19 protein-coding genes are annotated in these 21,130 nt (G+C 62.3%); 9 read left to right on the top strand and 10 right to left on the bottom strand.

The window, feature by feature from the left end; all coding sequences use genetic code 11:
* Positions 1-38 precede the first annotated feature (38 nt).
* Both B9Z48_RS18855 and B9Z48_RS18850 read right to left on the bottom strand, forming a co-directional pair.
* On the bottom strand, positions 39-362 hold the full coding sequence (locus B9Z48_RS18855; protein WP_089963163.1) for a type II toxin-antitoxin system RelE/ParE family toxin: 324 nt from the start codon (positions 360-362) through the stop codon (positions 39-41).
* Complete coding sequence (locus tag B9Z48_RS18850; protein ID WP_089963165.1) at positions 359-799, bottom strand: hypothetical protein; 441 nt, start codon at positions 797-799, stop codon at positions 359-361. The genes B9Z48_RS18855 and B9Z48_RS18850 overlap by 4 nt, the downstream gene beginning before the upstream one ends.
* 179 nt (positions 800-978) lie before the next feature.
* Between B9Z48_RS18850 and B9Z48_RS18845 the strand changes: the two genes are divergently transcribed.
* From B9Z48_RS18845 to B9Z48_RS18835, 3 genes are all read left to right on the top strand, one after another.
* Entirely contained in the window at positions 979-2,481 is a 1,503-nt protein-coding gene (locus B9Z48_RS18845; RefSeq protein ID WP_089963168.1) for a M81 family metallopeptidase, read from the top strand.
* 228 nt (positions 2,482-2,709) lie between these two features.
* The gene (locus B9Z48_RS18840) at positions 2,710-3,678 is read left to right on the top strand and encodes a 4-hydroxythreonine-4-phosphate dehydrogenase PdxA (RefSeq protein WP_108380282.1); all 969 of its coding nucleotides are present in this window, start codon (positions 2,710-2,712) and stop codon (positions 3,676-3,678) included.
* The gene (locus B9Z48_RS18835) at positions 3,675-4,634 is read left to right on the top strand and encodes a tripartite tricarboxylate transporter substrate binding protein (RefSeq protein ID WP_108380281.1); all 960 of its coding nucleotides are present in this window, start codon (positions 3,675-3,677) and stop codon (positions 4,632-4,634) included. Before B9Z48_RS18840 ends, B9Z48_RS18835 begins: the two co-directional genes overlap by 4 nt.
* Here the strand turns inward: B9Z48_RS18835 and B9Z48_RS18830 are convergent.
* The 5 genes from B9Z48_RS18830 to B9Z48_RS18810 are packed head-to-tail and all read right to left on the bottom strand — an operon-like array spanning position 4,621 to position 11,714.
* On the bottom strand, positions 4,621-6,294 hold the full coding sequence (locus B9Z48_RS18830) for an FAD-dependent oxidoreductase (RefSeq protein ID WP_108380280.1): 1,674 nt from the start codon (positions 6,292-6,294) through the stop codon (positions 4,621-4,623). The genes B9Z48_RS18835 and B9Z48_RS18830 overlap by 14 nt on opposite strands.
* On the bottom strand, positions 6,291-7,487 hold the full coding sequence (locus tag B9Z48_RS18825) for an FAD-dependent monooxygenase (RefSeq protein ID WP_089963178.1): 1,197 nt from the start codon (positions 7,485-7,487) through the stop codon (positions 6,291-6,293). Before B9Z48_RS18825 ends, B9Z48_RS18830 begins: the two co-directional genes overlap by 4 nt.
* A complete protein-coding gene (locus B9Z48_RS18820) occupies positions 7,484-8,485 on the bottom strand; it encodes a tripartite tricarboxylate transporter substrate binding protein (protein ID WP_089963181.1) in 1,002 nt (333 codons plus the stop codon). The genes B9Z48_RS18825 and B9Z48_RS18820 overlap by 4 nt, the downstream gene beginning before the upstream one ends.
* Positions 8,486-8,516: 31 nt before the next feature.
* Positions 8,517-10,259 carry a thiamine pyrophosphate-requiring protein gene (locus B9Z48_RS18815; protein ID WP_089963183.1) on the bottom strand — a complete coding sequence of 581 codons (1,743 nt, stop codon included), beginning with the start codon at positions 10,257-10,259 and terminating at the stop codon, positions 8,517-8,519.
* 9 nt (positions 10,260-10,268) lie between these two features.
* On the bottom strand, positions 10,269-11,714 hold the full coding sequence (locus B9Z48_RS18810) for an aldehyde dehydrogenase family protein (RefSeq protein ID WP_108380298.1): 1,446 nt from the start codon (positions 11,712-11,714) through the stop codon (positions 10,269-10,271).
* 200 nt (positions 11,715-11,914) lie between these two features.
* Here B9Z48_RS18810 and B9Z48_RS18805 point away from each other — a divergent pair, with 200 nt between their 5' ends.
* Positions 11,915-12,373 carry a MarR family winged helix-turn-helix transcriptional regulator gene (locus B9Z48_RS18805; RefSeq protein ID WP_108380279.1) on the top strand — a complete coding sequence of 153 codons (459 nt, stop codon included), beginning with the start codon at positions 11,915-11,917 and terminating at the stop codon, positions 12,371-12,373.
* 72 nt (positions 12,374-12,445) lie between these two features.
* On the opposite strand, the gene B9Z48_RS18800 is transcribed toward B9Z48_RS18805, so the two are convergent.
* The 3 genes from B9Z48_RS18800 to tsaD all read right to left on the bottom strand — a co-directional run bounded on the left by B9Z48_RS18800 (position 12,446) and on the right by tsaD (position 15,749).
* Complete coding sequence (locus B9Z48_RS18800) at positions 12,446-13,057, bottom strand: hypothetical protein (RefSeq protein ID WP_108380278.1); 612 nt, start codon at positions 13,055-13,057, stop codon at positions 12,446-12,448.
* Positions 13,058-13,290: 233 nt separating this feature from the next.
* On the bottom strand, positions 13,291-14,571 hold the full coding sequence (locus B9Z48_RS18795; RefSeq protein WP_108380277.1) for a branched-chain amino acid ABC transporter substrate-binding protein: 1,281 nt from the start codon (positions 14,569-14,571) through the stop codon (positions 13,291-13,293).
* A gap of 128 nt (positions 14,572-14,699) precedes the next feature.
* Entirely contained in the window at positions 14,700-15,749 is a 1,050-nt protein-coding gene (gene tsaD, locus B9Z48_RS18790) for a tRNA (adenosine(37)-N6)-threonylcarbamoyltransferase complex transferase subunit TsaD (protein WP_108380276.1), read from the bottom strand.
* Between the two features lie 165 nt (positions 15,750-15,914).
* On the opposite strand from tsaD, the gene B9Z48_RS18785 reads away from it, so the two are divergent.
* The 5 genes from B9Z48_RS18785 (at position 15,915) to B9Z48_RS18765 (ending at position 20,481) form a co-directional block, all read left to right on the top strand.
* Positions 15,915-16,631: a substrate-binding domain-containing protein gene (locus B9Z48_RS18785; protein ID WP_108380275.1), complete on the top strand. Its 717-nt coding sequence runs from the start codon at positions 15,915-15,917 to the stop codon at positions 16,629-16,631.
* Between the two features lie 230 nt (positions 16,632-16,861).
* Positions 16,862-17,761, top strand: coding sequence for a DNA-binding protein YbiB (gene ybiB / locus B9Z48_RS18780; protein WP_108380274.1), 900 nt, complete (start codon positions 16,862-16,864; stop codon positions 17,759-17,761).
* On the top strand, positions 17,758-18,627 hold the full coding sequence (gene cobA, locus B9Z48_RS18775; RefSeq protein ID WP_108380273.1) for a uroporphyrinogen-III C-methyltransferase: 870 nt from the start codon (positions 17,758-17,760) through the stop codon (positions 18,625-18,627). The genes ybiB and cobA overlap by 4 nt, the downstream gene beginning before the upstream one ends.
* Before the next feature lie 116 nt (positions 18,628-18,743).
* Positions 18,744-19,172, top strand: coding sequence for a YidB family protein (locus tag B9Z48_RS18770; protein ID WP_108380272.1), 429 nt, complete (start codon positions 18,744-18,746; stop codon positions 19,170-19,172).
* An 82-nt stretch (positions 19,173-19,254) separates the two neighbouring features.
* Positions 19,255-20,481: an NAD(P)/FAD-dependent oxidoreductase gene (locus B9Z48_RS18765; protein WP_108380271.1), complete on the top strand. Its 1,227-nt coding sequence runs from the start codon at positions 19,255-19,257 to the stop codon at positions 20,479-20,481.
* Positions 20,482-21,130 lie beyond the last annotated feature (649 nt).

Genomic DNA, 21,130 nt, shown 5'->3' with positions numbered 1-21,130 from the left:
GAAATTGGGTTGCAGTGCCAGATGGGCATCTTCAGAAATTACTCGGCATCAAGACCCGAAGCAATGGCCGGAAACTGCCGGGCCACATGCACCACCGCGCGCACAGTGGCGGTGCAACGGACCGGGTCCTGATCGAAGTAGACAATGTAGTTTTCATGGGCCACCAATTCATGCGCATCGGCGACACGCTGGCTGGCCCTGCGCGGGAAATTGGGATCGCTGAGACCATCGACTTGGGTGTCGATCCAGAGCCACAAATCGAGCGCTGCAAGAGGGTTGTCTTTGGCAACCCAGGCTTGTATCGCGTCCAGATCTGCTTGGTATTCCGGACGACGGATGATTTGCCAATGTTCACAGCTCATGGCTGGTGCAGGGCTTGCCGTTGGGCGAGCTTGGCGGCACGAACGGCTTGCCATTCTTCGTGCGACACGTCAGGGCGCGGGTCATCACGGCTGGCCTTGACTTTGGCAGCGACCCAGCGGTCGTATTCGGCAGCGCGGGTCAAGGCCTGCGCCCTGTCAGGCCGGGAGCGCTTTTGCAAAGCCGCTTGTTCGGGCTGCCACTCCTCCAAATGGTCCAGCACGATGCGTTGCACACCCAGCTTGTGCAGCAATTTCAAAGCACTGTCGGTGGTGCCAAACAGGCGCGGCACCGCGCTGCGCGCCTGCACCAACAAGGCCTCGCCTGTGCGGGTCACCAACTTCACACAAAAACGGGGGCCTTGGGGCACCAGCGCCACCGACTCGATGGCACCGTGCGCCAATGCGGCTTGAAATTGGGTTTGGGTTAGGGTGAGCATGATGGGACAATTAACGTTAATCAAGCGCATTTTATACATTAAAAATACGCCCCCACAGCACCCTGCAAAACCCCAACACACGATCGAACCAAGTTGCCCAGCGCACCCTTTGGCACCTCGGTGACTGTGGGCGGCAAGCCAATGGGTTCATCATGAAAGTCTGTTGAATTGGAGACCCTATGCGCTTGCTGATCGCGATGATGATGCACGAAACCAACACTTTCTCGCCGGTGCCCACCGACCTGCAGCGCTTTGCGCTGGGCCCGGGCGAAGCGCCGCCACGAGGCGAGGCGGCCATTGCGGCGTTTCGTGGCACGGGAACGGCCACCGGGGCCTTCATTGACTTGGCCGAGCAAGCGGGCGCAGAGTTCGAGCTGGCCCTGGGTGCGCACGCCGCGCCCAGCGGGCTGGTGTTTGACGATGCCTACGAGTCCATGAGCCAGGCCATTTTGCAGGCCGTGGCGCGGGGCGGTTTTGACGGCATTTTGCTGGACCTGCACGGCGCGATGGTGAGCGAAAGCCACGAAGACGGCGAAGGCGAGTTGCTGCGCCGCATCCGCGCCATCAACCCCAAAACGCCGATTGGCGTGGCCTACGACATGCACGCCAACGTGTATGCCGACATGGTCGAACTGGCACAAACCGTGGCGGGCTACCAGACCTACCCGCATGTGGACATGTATGGCACCGGGGTGCGGGCGGGCTCGGCCTTGATCAAGCTGCTCCAGGGGCAGGCCAAGCCCACCACAGCTTGGGGGCGCTTGCCCATGATCCCGCACATCATGCGGCAAAGCTCGCTGGACGAGCCCAACCGCTCCATCCAGGCCCGCGCCCAGCAAATGGAGGCCGAAGGCGCTTTGTGCGCCAGCGTGTTCACCGGTTTTCCGCATGCAGACATCGAAAACGCCGGCATGTCGGTGGTGGTGGTGACCGACAACGATCCCGCACTGGCCCAGCGACTGCGCGACGAGCTGATGCAAATGGCCTGGGACAGCCGCGCCCAATGGGTGTACGAACTGGAGCCACTGGCCGCTTCGGTGGCCCGCGCCAAAACGCTGACCGACTATCCGGTGATGCTGCTCGACCATTACGACAACGCCGCTTCGGGCGGCACCATGGACACCACCGCTGTGCTGGCCGAGGTGCTGCGCCAGGGCTTGCGCAACGTGGCCGTGTTTGCGATTTTTGACCCGCAAGCGGTGCAAGAAGCCATCGCGGCGGGCATCGGCGCGCAAGTGCGCTTGCAAGTGGGCGGCAAGATGGCCATGCCGCTCATGCCGCACCACAGCTCACCCATCGAGTTGTCGGGCGTGGTCAAGCTGATCTCGAACGGCAAGTACCGCAACAAAGGCCCCATGAGCCAAGGTGCCCGCCAGAACATGGGCCAGGCGGTGGTGATCGACACGGGCGATGTGGAGGTCGCGCTGATCTCGCGCCATGTGGAGCCTTTTGACGTGAACGCCCTGCTGTGCCTGGGCATCGACCCGACACAAAAGCATTTTGTGGTGCTCAAAAGCCGGGTGCACTGGCGTGCTGGCCTGGGGCATCTTGCCGGTGCCACGGTGGAATGCGCCGGGGCCGGAGCCTGCACATCGGACTACAGCGAGCTGCAGTTCAAAAAACTGCGTCGGCCGATTTACCCGCTGGATGCGGGGGTGGATTGGTCAAAGGCCGCGCAGTAAACACCAAACTTCAGCCACGGGCAGAAGCTTTTTTTGCGCCACAAAGGCGCAATCGGTTTTGCGTGGCTGGCATGGGCGAGCGCCACACTGGCTGAAGGGGTTTTGTGAAGGCAAGGGTTGAAGATACGGGGGAAAACCAGAGCTTGACCGGCTTGAATCGCCTGCCTAGCATGACCCGTCATATGGGATGACACCTGTCTACCCGCGCACTTGCCCGAAAGCCTTCACATGACTCTGCCCACCCTCGCCCTCTTTACCGGTGACCCTGCAGGCATCGGCCCAGAACTGGTCGAAAAAATGCTGCAAAAGCCCTCGTGGACGACGCACGCCCGGGTCGTCCTGATCGGCCAGAAAGGGTCGATCCAGGTTCCTGACAACGTGGTCTGGCACGACTGGTCTGGCATGAACGCCCCTGTTTTTGAGCGCGGCGTGGCCAATGCGCACAACGGCCGCTACATGATCGAGGCCCTGGCCGCCGGGGTGGACCTGGTGACCTCAGGCCAGGCCGATGCATTTTGTTTTGCCCCGCTGAACAAGTCTGCCCTGCGCCAAGGCGGCATGACACAAGAGGACGAACTGCGCTGGTTTGCCGAGCACATGCACTTTCAAGGGGTGTGTGGCGAGCTCAATGTGCTCAAAAACCTCTGGACCGCGCGGGTGACCTCGCATGTCCCCCTGAAAGAAGTCTCCAGCTTGCTGAGCCCGGACAAAGTGGCGAACGCCATCCGCATGATTTCGCAGGCCCTGCAGGCCTCGGGCGTCGCCAGTCCTCGCATCGCGGTGTGTGGACTCAATCCGCACAACGGGGACAACGGCAACTACGGCGACGAGGAAGGCCGCATCATCACCCCGGGTGTGCAGCAAGCTGCCGACCTGGGCTTTGCCGCCGATGGCCCTTTTCCGGCCGACACCGCCTTTGTTCGCGCCATCCGCTCGCCAGGCGGCTACGACGGCGTGGTGACCATGTACCACGACCAAGGCCAGATTGCCATGAAGCTGATGGGTTTTGAGCAAGGCGTGACGGTGCATGGCGGCCTGCCCTGCCCCATCACCACCCCGGCCCACGGCACGGCGTACGACATTGCAGGCCAAGGCGTGGCCAACCCACAAGCCATGACCAACGCTTTCGAATTGGCCGCCCGCATGGCCACTTCCAGGCGTTCATCACAAGCACAAGCTGAGGAGACCTTGTCATGAAGTTGAAGAAAATCCTGATCACGGCCCTGCTGGCCACGCCCTTGCTGGGCCTGGCGCAAAGCTACCCCAACAAGCCCGTGCGCATCATGGTGGGGGCCAACGCAGGCGGCGGCACCGACATCATTGCCCGCATGCTGGCCGAAAAAATGGGCGAAGCCTTCAAAGGCTCGTTTGTGGTCGAGAACAAACCCGGTGCCTCCAACACCATTGCCGCCGACCTGACGGCCAAAGCCCCGGCCGATGGCCACACCCTGCTGGTCGCCACCAACACCGGGCAAGCCATCGCGCCGCACCTGATCAAACTGAGCTTTGACCCGATCAAGGACCTGACGCCTGTGGGCCTGATCGTGACCGTGCCCAATGTGCTGGTCGTAGGTGCCAATGTGCCCGCCAACAACGTGGCCGAGTTGGTGAGCTTGATGAAGGCCAAGCCCAACGAGTTCAAGTACGCCTCATCCGGCGTGGGCAGCACCCAGCACATCGCGGGCGAGGGTTTCAACCTGGCTGCGGGCGTGAAAAGCATCCATGTTCCCTACCGGGGCAGTAGCCAAGCGCACCTGGACATCATCGGCGGCAACGTGCAGATCATGTTCGACACCACCTCCTCGGCCATGGGCCAGATCAAGGCGGGCAAATTCAAGCCCCTGGCCCTGACCACCGCCACCCGCAGCAGCGAGTTACCCCAAGTGCCGACATTGGCCGAGGCCGGTGTGAGCGGCTTCGAGATGAGCACCTGGTACGGCATGTTCGTGACCACCGGCACCCCACCCGAAGTGACGCAGCGCCTGCAAACCGAGCTGGCCAAAATCCTGAAAATGCCCGACATCCAGGCCAAACTCAAAGGTCTGGGTGGCGAGCCGGGCAGCATCACGCCCGAGCAATTTGCGCAAATGAACCGTCAGGAATTTGCGCGGTTTGGCGATCTGATCAAGAAGGCCAACATCAAGCTGGAGTGAGGCTGCCTCGGCCACACAAGGTGGCCACCAAGGCCTGAGCCGAGCTGTCGTCCAGGCTGTGCCCACGCCACACGGTGTGGGCATCGGCACGCACCATGAGCAAGGGGTGTTGGTATTCGGTCGGCAAGTCTTTCACGCCCGACACATCGAGCACCCGCAGCGGCATGCCTTGGTGTTCGGCCGCGGCTTGCAGGGCCTGCAGCGCATCGTCCAACCCCGGCTTCAGGCACAGCAAGGTGTAAGCAGGACCCAGAGCGTCGTACAGCGACTGGCCCTCACCCAGCCAGAAATGCGGCGCACGGCAACCCGGCACCGTGGACGCCGTGAAGCTGCCCATGCTGTACTCGGGCGCTTTGTCGCCGTCGTACACCATGACGGGTGATTGGTCGTAGTAATAGCCAAAGTTCAAGCCAGCGCAGCAGTACTGCTGCACGTTCAGGTCGTACAAGTTTTGGCCAAAGGCCTCGCGGGCGGCCTGCCCTGCCGGACTGTCTTCTTCCAGATTCAGCGGAATCTCGCGGCGACGCTGGCTCATGGCGTGTGCGTGGTTCATGGCAAAGCGCGAGACCTGCTCGGTGATCGGGTGGCGTTCTTTTTCGTAGGCGGCCAGGGCTTCGGGCGCGGCCCAGCCTTCGATTTGCGCCGACAGGTGCCAGGCCAGATTGGCCGCATCGGCCAAGCCTGCATTCATGCCATAACCGGCATAGGGCACCCACAGGTGCGCGGCGTCACCGGCCAGAAAGACGCGGCCTTCGCGCAACTTGTCACTCACCAGACGTCGGCCGATCCAGTCTTCGCGGCTCATCTGTTCGTACTCAAAATCTTCGCCCACGCCGAGGATGGTGCGGATGGCCCAATCGCGGTCCACCGCATCAAAGTCGGCTTCGTGGTCGCGCAGGTAGTTGTGGATGAGCCAGACTTCTTGGCCGTCGATGGCGTAGATGTTGCCGCTGCGCCGGGGGTTGACGGTGAACATGGCCCAGGCCGCCGGGGCCTTCAGCCGTGCCAGCAGACCCGGCGCACGGATGCAGGTGCTTTGCACGCGTTGCACCACCTCGTCACCCACCAGCTTGGCCCCAATGGCTTTGCGCACCGCCGAGCGGCCACCGTCGCAGCCCACCAGATAGGCCGCTTGGATGAGCAGCGGCGGCGCGTCGGGCGTGTCCAGGTTTTGAATGCGCACGTTCACCTGGCCGTCGGTTTGATCGAAGTCCAGCACTTGGTGCCGGTACAGCGTGGTGACCAAGGGTTGCTGGGCCACATGCCCCGCCAAAATCGGCTCGATGTAGCGCTGGTTGATGCGGTGCGGTGGCTCGGCCGTGGGCCAATCGCCGTCGGGGCCGCTGTGGTCGGTCAGGCGGGTGCTGCGCCCGGGAATGTGGATGCGTGCGATTTCTTGACCGACGGTGCTGGTTCGGTACGACACATCGTGCGGGTAATCGTCGGGCAGGCCTGCGGCGCGCAGGTCTTGGGACACGCCCAAAGCGCGAAACAGCTCCATGCTGCGCGCCGAGATGTGGTTGCATTTGACGTCGGGCAGCGCATCGGCTGGCCGCATTTCCACCAAGGTGCAGGCGATGCCGCGACGCGCCAGACACAGGGCCAGGGTCATGCCCACGGGGCCTGCACCCACCACCAACACAGGGGCATTCAGGCTCATAGCGGTACTTTCAAGGGGTCGTATTCAAACAGCCAGTCGTAGCGGCGGCGGACTTTTTCGGGCTCCCACTCGCTGCTGACGTAGTCCACCGCTTTGGCGGGGTCCGACAGCTGGGGGTTGTGAAAGCGCTGAGCGTTGTCGCGCGACCGGTTGACGATGTCGGCCGTGCGCTGCCAGCGCAGTTTTTCAAAGCGGGCCAAGGCGTGTTCGGTCGGCTCATCCAAGGCCAGGCAACGCGCCATGACGGCAGCGTCTTCGATGGCCATGTTGGCCCCCTGCGCCAAAAACGGCAAGGTGGGGTGCGCGGCGTCGCCCAACAGGCAGATATTGCCCTTCGCCCAGCCGGTTTGTGGGGCACGGCCGAGCAAGGCCCATTTGAAGGGCTGCTCGATGGCCGACATCAACTCACACACATCGGCATGCCAGTGGCCAAAGTCTTGCAGCAGCTCGGCGTGGGTGCCCGGCTCGGTCCAGGACTCGCTGCGCCAGCCTTCGCGCTCGATGATGCCCACCACGTTCATCAAAGCCCCACCGCGCACCGGGTAGGTGATGACGTGCGCCCCCGGCCCGACCCAATTGGTGCCAACCTGCGCCTGCAAGTGTTCAGACACGCGCTCCACCGGCACCAGACCGCGCCAGGCCAGCAAGCCTGTGAATTGCGCCTTGTCTTCGCCCAACAACTTTTCACGCAACACCGAGTGCACCCCATCGGCGGCCAGCAATGCTGCGGCACTGTGTTGCGAGCCGTCGTTCAACTCAAACGACACGCCCACGTCGGTGTTTTGGGCCTGGACCACCCGGGCGTTCAAGCGCACAGGCCGGTCTGATCGCGCCTCAAAGGCGTCCAACAGCACCCGGTGCAAATCGCCCCGGTGCACCATCCAGTAAGGCGCACCAAAACGCGCCAGGCAATCGTCGCCCAGGTCAAACAGCTTCCAGCGCTGGCCCGTGTTCCACATGCGGATTTCTTTGCCCCGGGCTTGGCAGACACAGGCTTGCAAAGCCTCACCCAGACCCAGCGCCAGCAAGACGCGCGAACCGTTGGGTGAAATCTGCAAGCCCGCACCCAACTCGCCCAGCTGCGATGCTTGCTCGAACACATCGACCTGGAAGCCCTGTTGCAGCAAAGCCAGCGCCGTGGTCAGACCGGCAATTCCCGCCCCGGCAATGGCGATGCGTTTCGGTGCCGTCATTGCGCTTTGATGTTGTTGTCTTTGGCCACCTGGGTCCACAGAGGGATTTCGGTGGCAATGGTTTTGGCAAAGTCGGCACTGCTGCCGCCCACGGGACGGATGTCCAACTTGGCCATGCGCTCGGCCACATCAGGCAAGGCCATGATGCGGGCCATCTCTTCTTGCAAGCGCTTGACGATGGGCGCTGGCGTGCCGGCCGGGGCCAACAAACCGCTCCAGAAGTTCACTGCCAAATCAATACCCTGCTCCTTGAGCGTGGGCACCTGCGGGTAGCTGGCCAGGCGCTGCTCAGAGGTGACGGCCAAGGCACGCAGCTTGCCCGACTTGACCAGCGCAGCGATGGGGCCGGAGTCAATCAGGGTCATTTGCACTTCTTGCGTGAGCACCGCGTTGATCGATGGGGCGCTGCCCTGATAGGGCACGTTCAAAGCCTTCAGGCCGGACTTGGCCTTGACAAGCTCCATCACCAGCTGAAAAGAAGCCGAGGGGTAGGAGTAATTGCTTTTGTCGGCGTTGGCCTTGGACAGGGCAACCAAGTCGTTGAAGGTCTTGGCAGGCGAAGCCTCATTCACCGCCAGGATCATGGGGAATGAGCCCGCCAAAGAAATAGGCACCAGGTCGGTGATCGGGTTGTAGGACAGCTTGGCCACCAACGCCGGGTTGAACACGATGGGGCCACTGGCCGCCATGAGCAAGGTGTAGCCATCGGGGGCGGCTTTGACCACGAATTCGGTGCCGACTGCAGCACCTGCGCCGGGTTTGTTTTCAACCAACACCGGCTGGCCCAAGGCGGGCGCGAGTTTTTCAGCGACCACGCGGGCCAGGATGTCGTTGGCACCACCCGGTGCATACGGCACCACAATGCGCACAGCCTTGTTGGGCCAAGCCGCTTGCGCCCAGGACTGGGCTGGGACCAAAGTGGCCAAAGATGCGGCCAAAGACAAGGCGGCAGCGGCCACCAGCTTGCGGCGTGCGGGGGATGTGAAGCGGGTTGTCATGGTTTGTCTCCTGTTTTATGGGGTGTGAAAATCAAATCTTGGCTACCGAAGCCACCAGCAAAGCGGCACGGCCTTCGTCCAGGGCCTCCAAACAGCGGGTGATGGCCGCAGGCAAGTCTTCGGCGCGGGTGACGCGTTCACCGTGCGCACCAAAGGCTTGGGCCACTTGTTCAAAGCGGCGCTGCTTGCCCCTCAGGCGGGCCTGAAACTCGCCCGCTTGGGCCGCAGGCCCGTCGGGGTGCACGCGCAATACGGCTTCTTTGACAGCCTGCCAGCCGCCGTTGTCCAGCACCACGGTGAGGATGGGCAGGCCTTGGGCTTGCGCCACGGCATACACCGACGTGGGCGTGGAGAAGTGAAAACCGCCATCGCCTTCGATGTGGACTACCCGGTCATTGGGCCGTGCCAGCTTGACACCCAGCGCCATGCCGCCGCTGTAGCCCAGGCCGCCACCTGCGCCCCCCAAAAAACTCATGGGGCGGGTGCGCGGTATTTGCTGCAACACGGCGGGCGAATTGCGGATGGCTTCGTTGATGACCACGTCGTCAGGGCGCAGCTGCAGGCCAATCTGGGCGCACACCCAAGCCGGATTGAGCGCGTCTTCTGTGCCCGGGTTTTGTGCAGCGGCGGCCACACGCGCCAGCCGCTGCTGGCGCTGTGCGGGCCAGTGGGCCATGCGCTCGGCCACGCGTTGGTGAAAGGCCTCGTCGGCCAAGTCCATGACGGCTTGGTGCAGGTCGCGCAAGGCCTGCGCACAGTCGGCCGGCCAGCGCACATCACTGGCAAAACCCCAGGCTGGAAAATCTTTCTTGATCGGGTCCACGTCGATGTGCACCCAGCGGGTGTCTTCGCGGGGGCGGGTCTGGTGCGGCAGCCAGGGCACGTCGATGTCCAGCAGCAAACCCCAATCGGTCTCATGCAAGAGCGGGGTCGGGTCAAAGCCAAAAAAGCACGGCGATTCGCGCGAGATGCACAGCCAAGTGGGGCTGAACTCCACCACCCGAATGCCACACAACTCGGCCAACGCTTCCAGCGCCTGCACCGCCTCGGGCTTGCGGCCCAAATAGGAAGTGATGACCAGAGGATTCTCGGCCGCCATCAACTCGCGGGCAATCTGCAGCGTGGCCTCAAAGGGCAAGGCCCCCATGCGCACCGCGCCGTAGCGGGCCGCGGGATACGACTTGACCTGCTCAGAGGACCACGACTCGGCCAGTGTCTCGCGTGGCAGCGTCATGTAAACCGGGCCCGCAGGCTCGGTGTGCATGACGCTGTGGGCGCGGCGCACCACCTCTTTGGCCACCACGCCCGAGGGCAGGTTGTAGTCCCACTTGACGTAGGGGCGCACCAAAGAGGCGATGTCGAACGGGTCCTGCACATAGTGCACATAGTTGTCGCGGGCACCGGGCACTTCGCCGTGCAGGGCATAGGGGGCTTTGCCCGCCATCAGCAGCACCGGCAAACGCGCCCGCATCAGGTTGTGCATGCCCATGGCCGCGTTGGCGGTGCCAGCGTCCACATGCACCATGACGCCCTGCCCTTGCCCCGTGACGGCGGCGTAACCCCCGGCCATGTGGATGGCCACGTTTTCATGCGGGCACAGCACCACCTCGGGCATGGCCTGGCCCTCGGCTTGCAGGCGGGCCATCTCGTCGATCAGGGTCACATGGTCGGTGCCCAGGTTGGAAAACAGGTAACGGATGCCTGTCTCTTGCAGGCCTTCCAAAAAGTAACGGGCGGTGGTGTGCTGTGTCTCAGGGGTGGTCGAATCGGTCATCGATGGGGCTCAATCGTTGCAGGGCATGAACACATGCTTGGTTTCCATGAAGTCGTTCAGGCCTTCGACGCCGTGCAAACGCCCAAAACCGCTTTGGCGGTAGCCGCCGGTTTCGATCTCGGCAAACAAGCGGTTGTGCGCGTTGACCCACACATTGCCAAACTTGATGTGCCGGGCGATCTTGCGGGCAGCGCGGTGGTCCTGGGTCCACACCGAAGCGGCCAAGCCATAACGCGTGGCGTTGGCCCGATCCACCGCTTCGGTGTCGGTGGCAAAGGTTTCCAGCGTGACCAAGGGGCCAAAAATTTCGTCCTGCACAAAATGGCTGTTCAGGTCTTGAGTGGCCACGAGCGATGGTGTGATGAACGCGCCGCCCCGGGGCGTGTCATCGGGCACACGACCGGCCAGCAGCACGCGGCAGTCTTGCGCGGCCGCGCGCACTTCGTCCAGCAAGCGGGCTTGGTTGCGCTGATCGATCAGCGGCCCCATGCCCGAGCTGGGCTGGTCACCCGGCCCCACTTTGACCTGCGCCAAAGCTTGGGCCAGTTGCGCCGAAAAGTCGGCAGCCACCGATTCGTGCACCAGCACCCGGCTGATGGCGGTGCACATTTGACCGGCCATGACACAAGCGCCACCCACAATGCCGCGCACAGCGGCAGTCAAGTCGGCGTCCGATCGCACGATGGCCGGGGCTTTGCCGCCCAGCTCCAACGACAAGCGGGTCAGGTTCTTGGCGGTGGACAAGGCGATTTGCTTGCCCACATGGGTCGAACCGGTGAAGCTGATGACATCGACCTCGGGGTGCGAACACAGGTGCTGCGTGGCCACAATGTCTTGCTCGATGAAGGAGTTGATGACGCCGGCCGGAATGCGCTCGTCGGCCACCAAACAGGCCATGACCTGGGTGTGCACCAGCGCGGTCTGGTGCGCGGCCTTGATCACCACGGTGCAGCCTGCCGCCAGCGCGGAGGCCAAAGAGCGCACCAGCAAAGTCACGGGCGCGTTCCAGGGCACGATGATCGCCGCCACGCCAATGGCTTCGCGCTCGATGTGCGAGTACACCTCGGGCTCCATCTCGATGACGCGGCCAAACAGGTTGCGGGCCAGCCCGGCGTAATAACGCAGCTCCGAAATGCCGGCCATGACTTCGCCCTCGGCCTCGCGTTGTAACTTGCCATTGAGCTGCACCAGCGTCTGCACGACCTGGGCCTTGTTGTGTTCCAAGCGATCAGCAAACAAGCGCAGCACGTCCGAGCGCAGTTTGGGCTGCTGCGACCAGGTGGTGGTTTCAAAGGCGGTGCGGGCGCAGGCGATGGCTGCGTCCACCTCTTGCACGCTGGCGGCCACAAATTGGGCGGCTTTTTCGCCCGTGGCGGGGTTGATCGAATCGCCGCGCTGGGCGGGGGCATGGTCCTTGACCCATTGGCCAAAGATGTAGTTTTCTGCGATGGGCATGGTGCAAGGCATTTCGATGAACAAGGGGTTCAACAAGCGCCCTGTGGCAGGACAGCTTCAGACACCCAGGCAAGGGTTTTCGGGGAGGCCAATCGTGCTGTTATTGGTTAGCATGCTAACGATATCAGCCGTGTAGATGCTACCCCTCGATCCGATGCCGCCTATTGGGTCAAACCCTGAACGCTTGAAGAGGCCCTGCCGTGACCCCCTTGTACCGTCGCCCTGGCTTTTTGCTCAGACGGGCCCACCAACTGTCGGTGGGCTTGTTTGAAAACGAATGCCAAAGCCTGAAACTGACCCCTCCGCAGTTCGGCGTCTTGCACATGCTCATGCACAGCCAAACCATGGACCAAGCCCGCTTGGCACGGGCCTTGGGTCTGGACAAAGTAACGGTCTTGCATGTGGTGCGCGGGCTGGAAACACGCGGCTGGTTGACCCGTCAGGCCAGCACCACCGACCGGCGCAAATGGACGATCAAGGTCTCGGCCTCAGGGCAGGAGGCGTTTGCCCAAGCGCAACATTTGGCGCAGCAAGCTTCAGATCGGCTTTTGTCTCCGCTGTCGCAAGACGAACAAGAAGCGCTGACCCACTTGCTGGAAAAACTCTGCCAGGGTCTGGAGTCCGAGGCCCGCACACCTTTTGAGCCGGGACAGGCCTGAGCCGATGGGGGGCATCTTCAGGCAAGGACTCGACATGTCCTTGTCCAGCCTGTCAACCGCAAGGGGCCAGTCTCAGGCCGCCATCAGGTAAGCATCACCGGCATCGCTTGGACAGGCATCGGCTTGCATCAGGGTGTACATGGCCTGTTTGAATGCGGGCACCAGCGTGCCATCGTGCAGCTCAAAAATGGCGTCTCGGCACAACTGGCCAAAGAAATGCTCGGCCGTCAGTTCGGGGCAGTGTTGACGGACGTAATCCTGGATTTGCTGGCGGTAAAAGGCCGTGAATTCCGGCAGCAAGGCGGTGCTGAGTCCGACATCCACCAGCCCGGCCACATCGGGCACCGAAAGAAGCTTCAATGGGTTTTCGTTGTAAAGGCCAAATCGCGTCCAGCCAAATTTGGGGTAACCCGTCTGGCTGCGCCAGTGTGCGTAGTGGGCTTTGAAATAAGACTGCATGCACTGGTCGGTGGCCACCAGCGCAAAAAGGCAAAGTATGAACTGAGGCCGGTTTTCGGGATCGATGAGGGCCAGGTCTTCTTCAACCGTTGACCAATTTTTGCCCCCAAACAGCACCAGCTCCTGGTCTTGAAGAATGTCTTTGAGCACTTGAGGGACCCAGCGAAATTGCAACTTGGCAACGTCGGATTGAAAACTGCTGTTGAAGTAATTTTCGAGCGTCATGACTTGGGCCTTTGAGGGGTTCAAACAGGTTCAAAAAGATGTGCCCAGCGCATGGGGGGCGGATGAAAACCAGATATATCGACTTTTTTGGAAAGTCACTTAAACACTGATTTCAAAGTTTTTTACATCTTAATAATCAATTTTGAATTCAAAAAGACTGTTGGACGACTTATTACATCCTGTTTCAATTGGCCAAAAACGCCCTTCGGGTGGGCCTGAAGGGGTTCGCCCCATCAAGCACCCGCTGGGCGCTGCATCTTGCAAGTGGTGGGCAAACGGGCCTGCTCCGCTGGAATTTGGCGCACCACTTTGAAACCATAACCCGAGCCCTCCACATCAAAAGGCACGCCCGGTGTGCCCTGGCGTTGCATGAGGCCGACCACCAGGCCTTGCTGAAATTGGTGGTCTTGCGCACGCATTTGGCCCGTTTGCCCGGCGGTGCTGACACGGGATTTTTCAAGCTGCAAGGCCACGGCCAAAGGATCGGTGTGGCCGGCCTTTTCAATGGATTGGGCCAAAGCCTCCACCATCAATTGCATGCGCACATGGACATAGTCTTCGGCCGGTTTGGGAAAGCGCTGGCGAAAGGCTTGGTAAAAAGCCTCACTGGCCTTGCCTGGCACATTGGGCAGCCAATCGGCCACCGCAATCACCCGGCCCACACCGGCCTCGCCAATGGCCGCAGGCGCACCCAGGGCGTTGCCATAAAAGGTGTAGAACTTGCCTTCGTAGCCCGCCTCACGGGCCGCCTTGACCAAGAGCGTCAAGTCATTGCCCCAATTGCCGGTGATGACCGCTTGCGCCCCGCTGGCCTTGATCTTGGCCGCATAAGGCAAAAAGTCTTTGACCCGGCCCATGGGGTGCAACTCGTCCCCCACGATCTTCACATCGGGTCGCTGTTCGGCCAACTGGCGCTTGGCCTCACGCAGCACAGCTTGGCCAAAGCTGTAGTCTTGACCGATCAGGTAGGCCGACTGGACTTGTTGGTCTTCGCGCAGCACTTGCATCAACGCAGCCATGCGCATGTCGGCATGCGCATCAAAGCGAAAGTGCCAAAAGCTGCATTTTTCGTTGGTCAAAGCGGGGTCAACGGCCGAGTAATTCAAAAACAACACACGTTTGGCCGGTTCACGCTCATTGTGTTTGTTGATGGCATCGATCAGGGCCGCTGCATTGGCCGACGAGTTGCCCTGCAACACCACTTGTGCGCCATCGTCGATGGCCGACTTGAGGGCCGACAAAGCTTCTTCGCTTTGGCCCTTGCTGTCGTAGCGCTCCAGCACCATGGGCCGCAGGCCCTGCGATGTCTTGACGCCACCCCGGGCATTGACACGCTCCACCGCCCAAGCAATGTTGCGCACCACCGACTCGCCGGTATTGGCAAAAGGGCCACTGAGCCCCTCGATCAAGGCCAAACGAATGGGTGCGGGCGACTGGGCATGGGCACCGACCCCACACAGCGTGACCACACAGGCCAGCAATGCGCGGCGCGAGAAAAAAGGCAATGAATACATGGCAAATGGGGCGCAGGACCGTGACCCGGCCCTGGCAAGCAAAGGGCGGAAGTTTAACCAGTCAGCGCACAGGCCATGGGGTTAACCCGCATTCCAGCAGGGCTTGTTTCGGCAGGTTTTGGGGCGATTCAAGAACCGGCCAGCTCGTGCAAAGGCCAACGCGGTTTCACATCGAAGCTGTAACGCGCCTCGGCCGTTTGCGCCCCGGCTTGCAAGCGCATGGCGGCGGCCATGGCGATCATGGCCCCGTTGTCGGTGCACAGGTGCAACTCGGGGTAGTGCACGCGCACATGGGCTTTGGCGCAGGCGGCATTCAACTGAGCCCGCAGCTCGCGGTTGGCCCCCACGCCACCCGCCACCACCAGGCGCTTCAAGCCGCTGGTTTTGAGGGCCGTCATCGACTTTTTCACCAGCACCTCCACAATCGCGGCTTGGGTCGATGCGGCCAGGTCGGCCCGCTCGGGAGCGCATTCTGTGTGGGCGGCAGGGCCGATTTTTTGACTTTGAGTCAGCACCGCGGTTTTGAGGCCTGCAAAAGAAAAGTCCAGATCGCCACTGTGCAGCAGCGGGCGCGGCAGCTTGTAGGCCGCAGGATTGCCCTGCTCGGCCAGGCGCGACAGGCCCGGGCCACCGGGGTAAGGCAGGCCCATGAGCTTGGCCGACTTGTCAAAGGCTTCGCCTGCGGCGTCGTCAATCGTCTCGCCCAGCAACTCGTAGCGGCCTACGGCGTCCACCCGCATCAGCTGCGTGTGGCCGCCCGACACCAGCAAAGCGATGAAGGGAAACTCGGGCGGGTCGGCACTCAAAAAAGGCGAGAGCAAATGCCCCTCCAAATGGTGCACGCCCAGCACCGGCTTGCCCAAAGATGCCGCCAGCGCACAGGCCACGCCCGAGCCCACCAAGAGCGCCCCGGCCAAGCCCGGCCCCCGGGTGTAGGCCACCACGTCGATGTCGGCCAAAGTGGCCCCCGCCTCGGCCAGCACCTGGCGGGTCAGCGGCAGCACCCGGCGGATGTGGTCGCGGCTGGCCAGTTCGGGCACCACGCCGCCATAGGCCTGGTGCATCTCGATTTGGCTGTAGAGCGCGTGGGACAACAGACGCGGCATGGCGCTGCCCTTGGTTTCCACCAAGGCCACACCGGTTTCGTCGCAAGAAGATTCGATACCCAAAATTTGCATAGCAGCGAGTTTAAGCGGGGCATGGCTCACCGCAGGGGGCTTGGCGATAATCCTTGTGGGAGCGACGCCCTCGTCGCGAGGGTGCCTTGGCATACGCCATTCGACGCGAATCCATCGCGACGGGGGCGTCGCTCCCACAAATTCACCCCATTCCAACATCTCACCATGACCACAATCCGACTGATTTCTTCCATGGCCACCAAGGCCTTGCTGGCCGACCTGGTAGCGCTGTACGACGCGCAAGCGCCTGACGTTCAGGTGCTGGTCGAGTCGGTGGGCGGTGTCGCTGCGGCCCAACGCGTGCAAGCGGGCGAAGCCTTTGACTGCGTCATGCTGGCCAGCGATGCCATCGACAAATTGGTCGCCAGCGGCCATGTGCAGGCGGGCAGCCGGGTGGACCTGGTGCAATCGAGCGTGGCCGTGGCGGTGCCAGCAGGGGCTCCAGCGCCCGACATCTCCAGTGAAGCCGCGCTCAAGGCGGCCATCCTCTCGGCCCGCACGCTGGGCTATTCCACCGGGCCCAGCGGTGTGCAACTGGCCAAGCAGTTCGAGGTTTGGGGCATTGCCGACCAGATCAAAGACCGCATGGTGCAAGCCCAACCTGGCGTGCCCGTGGGGCAGCTGATCGCACAAGGCGAAGTGGCGCTGGGCTTTCAGCAACTGAGCGAAATGCTGGGCGTGCCCGGCATCACCATCGTGGGCGGCCTGCCACCGGGGGTGGAGATCATCACCACGTTTTCAGGCAGTGTGGCGGCGACCAGTGTGCAAGCACAAGCGGTGCAGGCCATGCAGGCGTTTTGGGCCTCGCCCGCTTGTGCCGACACCAAGGTTCGGCACGGGATGGTGGCGCCCCCCGTAGGAGCGACGCCCCCGTCGCGATAACCCTCGCAGACCACCAAGAATCGCCCCGGGGGCGGGGCTCCTACAAAAACACCATCGCCCCGGGGGCGGGGCTCCTACAAAATGCGGGGCCTTCCCCCGTAGGAGCGACGCCCTCGTCGCGATCACCCTCGCAGACCACCCCCCATCGCCCCGAGGGCGGGGCTCCTACAAAAGGCAATAGACATACCTATATAACGAACAGTTATCAAGCTTGCTTCACAATTAACCACATGGGTATCAGCCACTACATCAAGGACATCGGACGCGGCAAAGACGGCGCACGCGCACTCGGTCGCGAGCAAGCCGCTGACCTGATGGGTCAAATCCTTGACCAACAGGTGAGTGACCTGGAGTTGGGCGCTTTTTGCATCGCCATGCGCATCAAGGGCGAAACGCCCGAAGAGATGGCCGGTTTTCTGGACGCCACACACGCTCGGCTGAACCAAGTTCGCTCGGGCCATGCCCACACCGTGGTGCTGCCCAGCTACAACGGTGCCCGCAAACTGCCCGTGCTCACGCCGCTGCTGGCCCTGCTGCTGGCCCGCCAAGGTGTGGCGGTGGTGATGCACGGCACAGCCACCGAAGACAAACGCGTGGGCAGTCAAGCGGTGTTGGTCGAATTGGGCATTTCGTCATCCAACACCTCGCCCCACGTGAAAGCCGGTGAAGTGGTGTTTGTGCCCACTGAGGTGCTGAATGCTGGGCTGCACAAGCTGCTGGCCGTGCGCCGCGTGGTGGGCCTGCGCAACCCTGGGCACAGCCTGGTCAAGCTCATGAACCCCTGCGACGGCCCCGCCTTGGTGGTGGGCAGCTACACGCACCCCGAATATTTGCAGTCCATGTCCGCCACCTTTGCCCTGACCGGCCAGCACGCCCTGCTGCTGCGCGGCACCGAAGGCGAGAGCGTGGCCGATGCCCGGCGCACACCGGCCATGGATGTGTTCAAAAACCACCAAACTTGGCGCGTGCAGGAACAACAAGAAGGCTCGCTCGCCAAAATGCCCGAATTGCCTGGCACCGATGCGGCAGCCACGGCGCTCTACATCGAACTGGTTTTGCAAAACCTGCTGCCGGTGCCCGAACCCATGGCACAGCAAGTTCAACACATCCTGCGTGAAGTTCAAGCATGAGCACTCCCACACCGTTTTCCGACTTGCACCCAACCCGCCGCCACCCGATCGCACCATCGCCACACGGAATCGGCCATGACCCCTCTGTGGTCCAAGGAACATGCACGCTGGTCGGTGCAGGCCCGGGTGACCCGGAGCTGCTGACACTCAAAGCCGCCCGAGCCATTGCCCGCGCCACCGTGCTGCTGGTCGACGATCTGGTCAACGAAGCCGTGCTCGAACACGCATCGCCCACGGCCCGCATCGTGCATGTGGGCAAACGCGGCGGCTGCAAAAGCACGCCACAGGCCTTCATCGACAAGCTGATGATCACCGCCGTGCAAGAAGGCGAGCATGTGGTGCGCCTCAAAGGTGGCGACCCCTTCATCTTTGGGCGGGGCGGTGAAGAAGTCGAACATCTGCGCCAAGCGGGCATTGACGTGGAGGTGGTCAACGGCATCACCTCGGGCCTGGCGGGCATGAGCAGCTTGGGTGCCCCCCTGACCCACCGCGAGCACGCCCACGGCGTGGTGTTTGTCACAGGCCACGCCAAACCCGGTGACAGCGGCACCGACTGGCCGCAACTGGCCCACACCGCCCGACAAGCCAAGTTGACGCTGGTGATCTACATGGGCGTGAGCAGCTTGGGCACCATCCGCCAAGGCTTGCTGCAAGGCCTGCCCGCCACAACACCGGTGGCCATCGTGCAGCACGCCAGCCTGGCTGAGCAACGCCAAGCCTTGACCACCTTGGGTGATCTCGTCGAGACGATGGCCCAGCAAGGCCTGCAAAGCCCCAGCATCATCGTGGTGGGCGACGTGGTGCAAGGGGCGCGGGACTGGGGCAAGCCACAAGCAGACCTTTTGCCCGTGCCATTGAGCGCCTAAACCGCTGCGCCTGATTACAAATTCAAACATCTTGTCGCGGGGCAAACCGAATCGAGCCCATGAACACACTAGACTTTGCCGCGCGGCACTTTTCGCCGCGAGCAAGGGAGTAATTCATGGGACTTTTTGATTCAATCGCAGGCCAAGTCGCCCAACAAGCCACAGCCGCCCTGTCGGGCCAAGGCGGTGCGGGTGGGGACAAAATGATGCAAATGGTGATGGGCTTGCTCAACAACCCCGAGCTCGGCGGCATCAGCGGCTTGGTCAGTGCTTTTCAAAAAAACGGCTTGGGTGAGGTCGTGGCTTCGTGGATCTCCAACAACACCAACTTGCCCATTTCGGCTGCGCAAATTCAATCGGTTTTGGGCCAAGGCCCATTGCAGGATCTGGCCGCCAAAACCGGCTTGTCCACGAACGAAGTGGCCTCCAACCTGTCCGAGCATTTGCCCGGACTGGTTGACCAACTCACACCAAACGGCCAATTGCCCAGTGGCGACCTGATGGCGCAAGGCATGGGCATGCTCAAAGGCTTCATGAAGTCCTGAATTTGAAGCGGTGAACGCCCCCAGGGGCGTTTTGCACGGCGTTGAACAGGCCTTCAAGCACAAGCCCCTTACACTCCCCGCCATGAAGACATTGGATGTGGTGATCGTGGGTGCCGGGGCTGCCGGTTTGTTTTGCGCAGGCGTGGCGGGCCAGCGCGGCTTGAAGGTGCTGGTCATCGACCACTGCGACAAAATCGCCGAAAAAATCCGCATCTCCGGCGGTGGGCGCTGCAACTTCACCAACCGGCTGCTCGACGCTTCGGCACCGCAAAAGCACTTCATCAGCCAAAACCCGCACTTTTGCCGCTCGGCCCTGTCGCGCTACACCCCACAAGACTTCATCGATCTGGTGCAAAAGCACGGCATCGCTTTTCACGAAAAGCACAAAGGCCAACTGTTTTGCGACCATTCGGCTGAAGACATCATCCGCATGCTGCTGGCCGAATGCACGGCGGGCGGCGTGGACATCCGCACGGGCTGCAGCGTCAAGTCGGTGCATGCCCCCACCGAAGACAAGACCTACTACACCCTCGATACCTCCGATGGCCCAATTCAAACCACCGCACTGGTGGTGGCCACAGGCGGCCTGTCCATTCCCAAAATAGGGGCGAGCGACTGGGGCTACCGCATCGCCAGCCAGTTTGGTCTGCGTCTGGTGGAGCGCCGACCCGGCCTGGTGCCCCTGACTTTTGACGGCGCGGCTTGGGCACCCTATGCGCAGCTGGCCGGTCTGGCTTTACCCGTGGGCATCGAGACGGGCGAGAAAAAAAACCGCATGCACTTTGACGAAGACCTTTTGTTCACACACCGGGGCTTGTCGGGACCGGGCGTGCTGCAAATTTCAAGCTACTGGCAAGAAGGCACCCCCATTCGCCTGAACCTGGCCCCCGAGGTGAACCTGCCCGAGCGCCTGCAAGAGGCCAAATTGCGCTCAAAAAAACTGCTGGGCAACGAACTGGCCACGTTGGTGCCCAACCGATTGGCCGAAGCCTGGATCAGCCAAGACCCCGCCTTGCAGCGCACTGCCGCCGAAGTGCCCGACAAGGCCCTGAACAAACTGGCCGAGGCATTGTCCAGCTGGCGCATCACGCCCACGGGCAGCGAGGGCTACAAAAAAGCCGAGGTCACCTTGGGCGGAGTGGACACGCGCGACGTGTCATCGCAAACCATGGAGTCCAAACAGCCCGGGCTGTACTTCATTGGCGAGGTGATCGACGTCACCGGCTGGCTGGGCGGCTACAACTTTCAGTGGGCCTGGGCCAGCGCCCACGCTTGTGCGCAGGCTTTGGCAGAGAAACACGGTGCTTAAACAAACACCCCCTGCTGCCTGATTGATTCGGACTCACCCCTCAGCATCCAGCCTGTGCAGTTTGAAGTGACAGGCTTGATCCGTGTGTGAGCCCCGCCCCCCGGGGCGATTCTTGGTGGTCTGCGGGGGTGATCGCGACGGGGGCGTCGCTCCTACAGGAGGCTTCCTGCATTTTGTAGGAGCCCCGCCCTCGGGGCGATTCTTGGTGGTCTGCGAGGCTTTTCGCGACGAGGGCGTCGCTCCTACAGGAGGCAAGCTGCATTTTGTAGGAGCCCCGCCCCCGGGGCGATTCTTGGTGGTCTGCGAGGGTGATCGCGACGGGGGCGTCGCTCCTACAGGAGGCAAGCTGCATTTTGTAGGAGCCCCGCCCCCGGGGCGATTCTTGGTGGCCTGCGAGGCTTTTCGCGACGGGGGCGTCGCTCCTACAGGAGGCAAGCTGCATTTTGTAGGAGCCCCGCCCTCGGGGCGATTCTTGGTGGTCTGCGAGGGTGATCGCGACGAGGGCGTCGCTCCTACAGGAGGCAAGCTGCATTTTGTAGGAGCCCCGCCCCCGGGGCGATTCTTGGTGGCCTTCGAGGCTTTTCGCGACGGGGGCGTCGCTCCTACAAAGAAGGACGTGAATGTAACAAAAAAGGGCCGCTTGTGGCGG

Origin of the sequence: Limnohabitans sp. WS1 (assembly GCF_003063265.1) — a bacterium.
In the GTDB taxonomy this organism is placed as follows: domain Bacteria; phylum Pseudomonadota; class Gammaproteobacteria; order Burkholderiales; family Burkholderiaceae_C; genus Limnohabitans_A.
The sequence above is the reverse complement of the archived record's forward strand: the minus strand, read 5'-3'. Positions and strand labels throughout refer to the sequence as shown.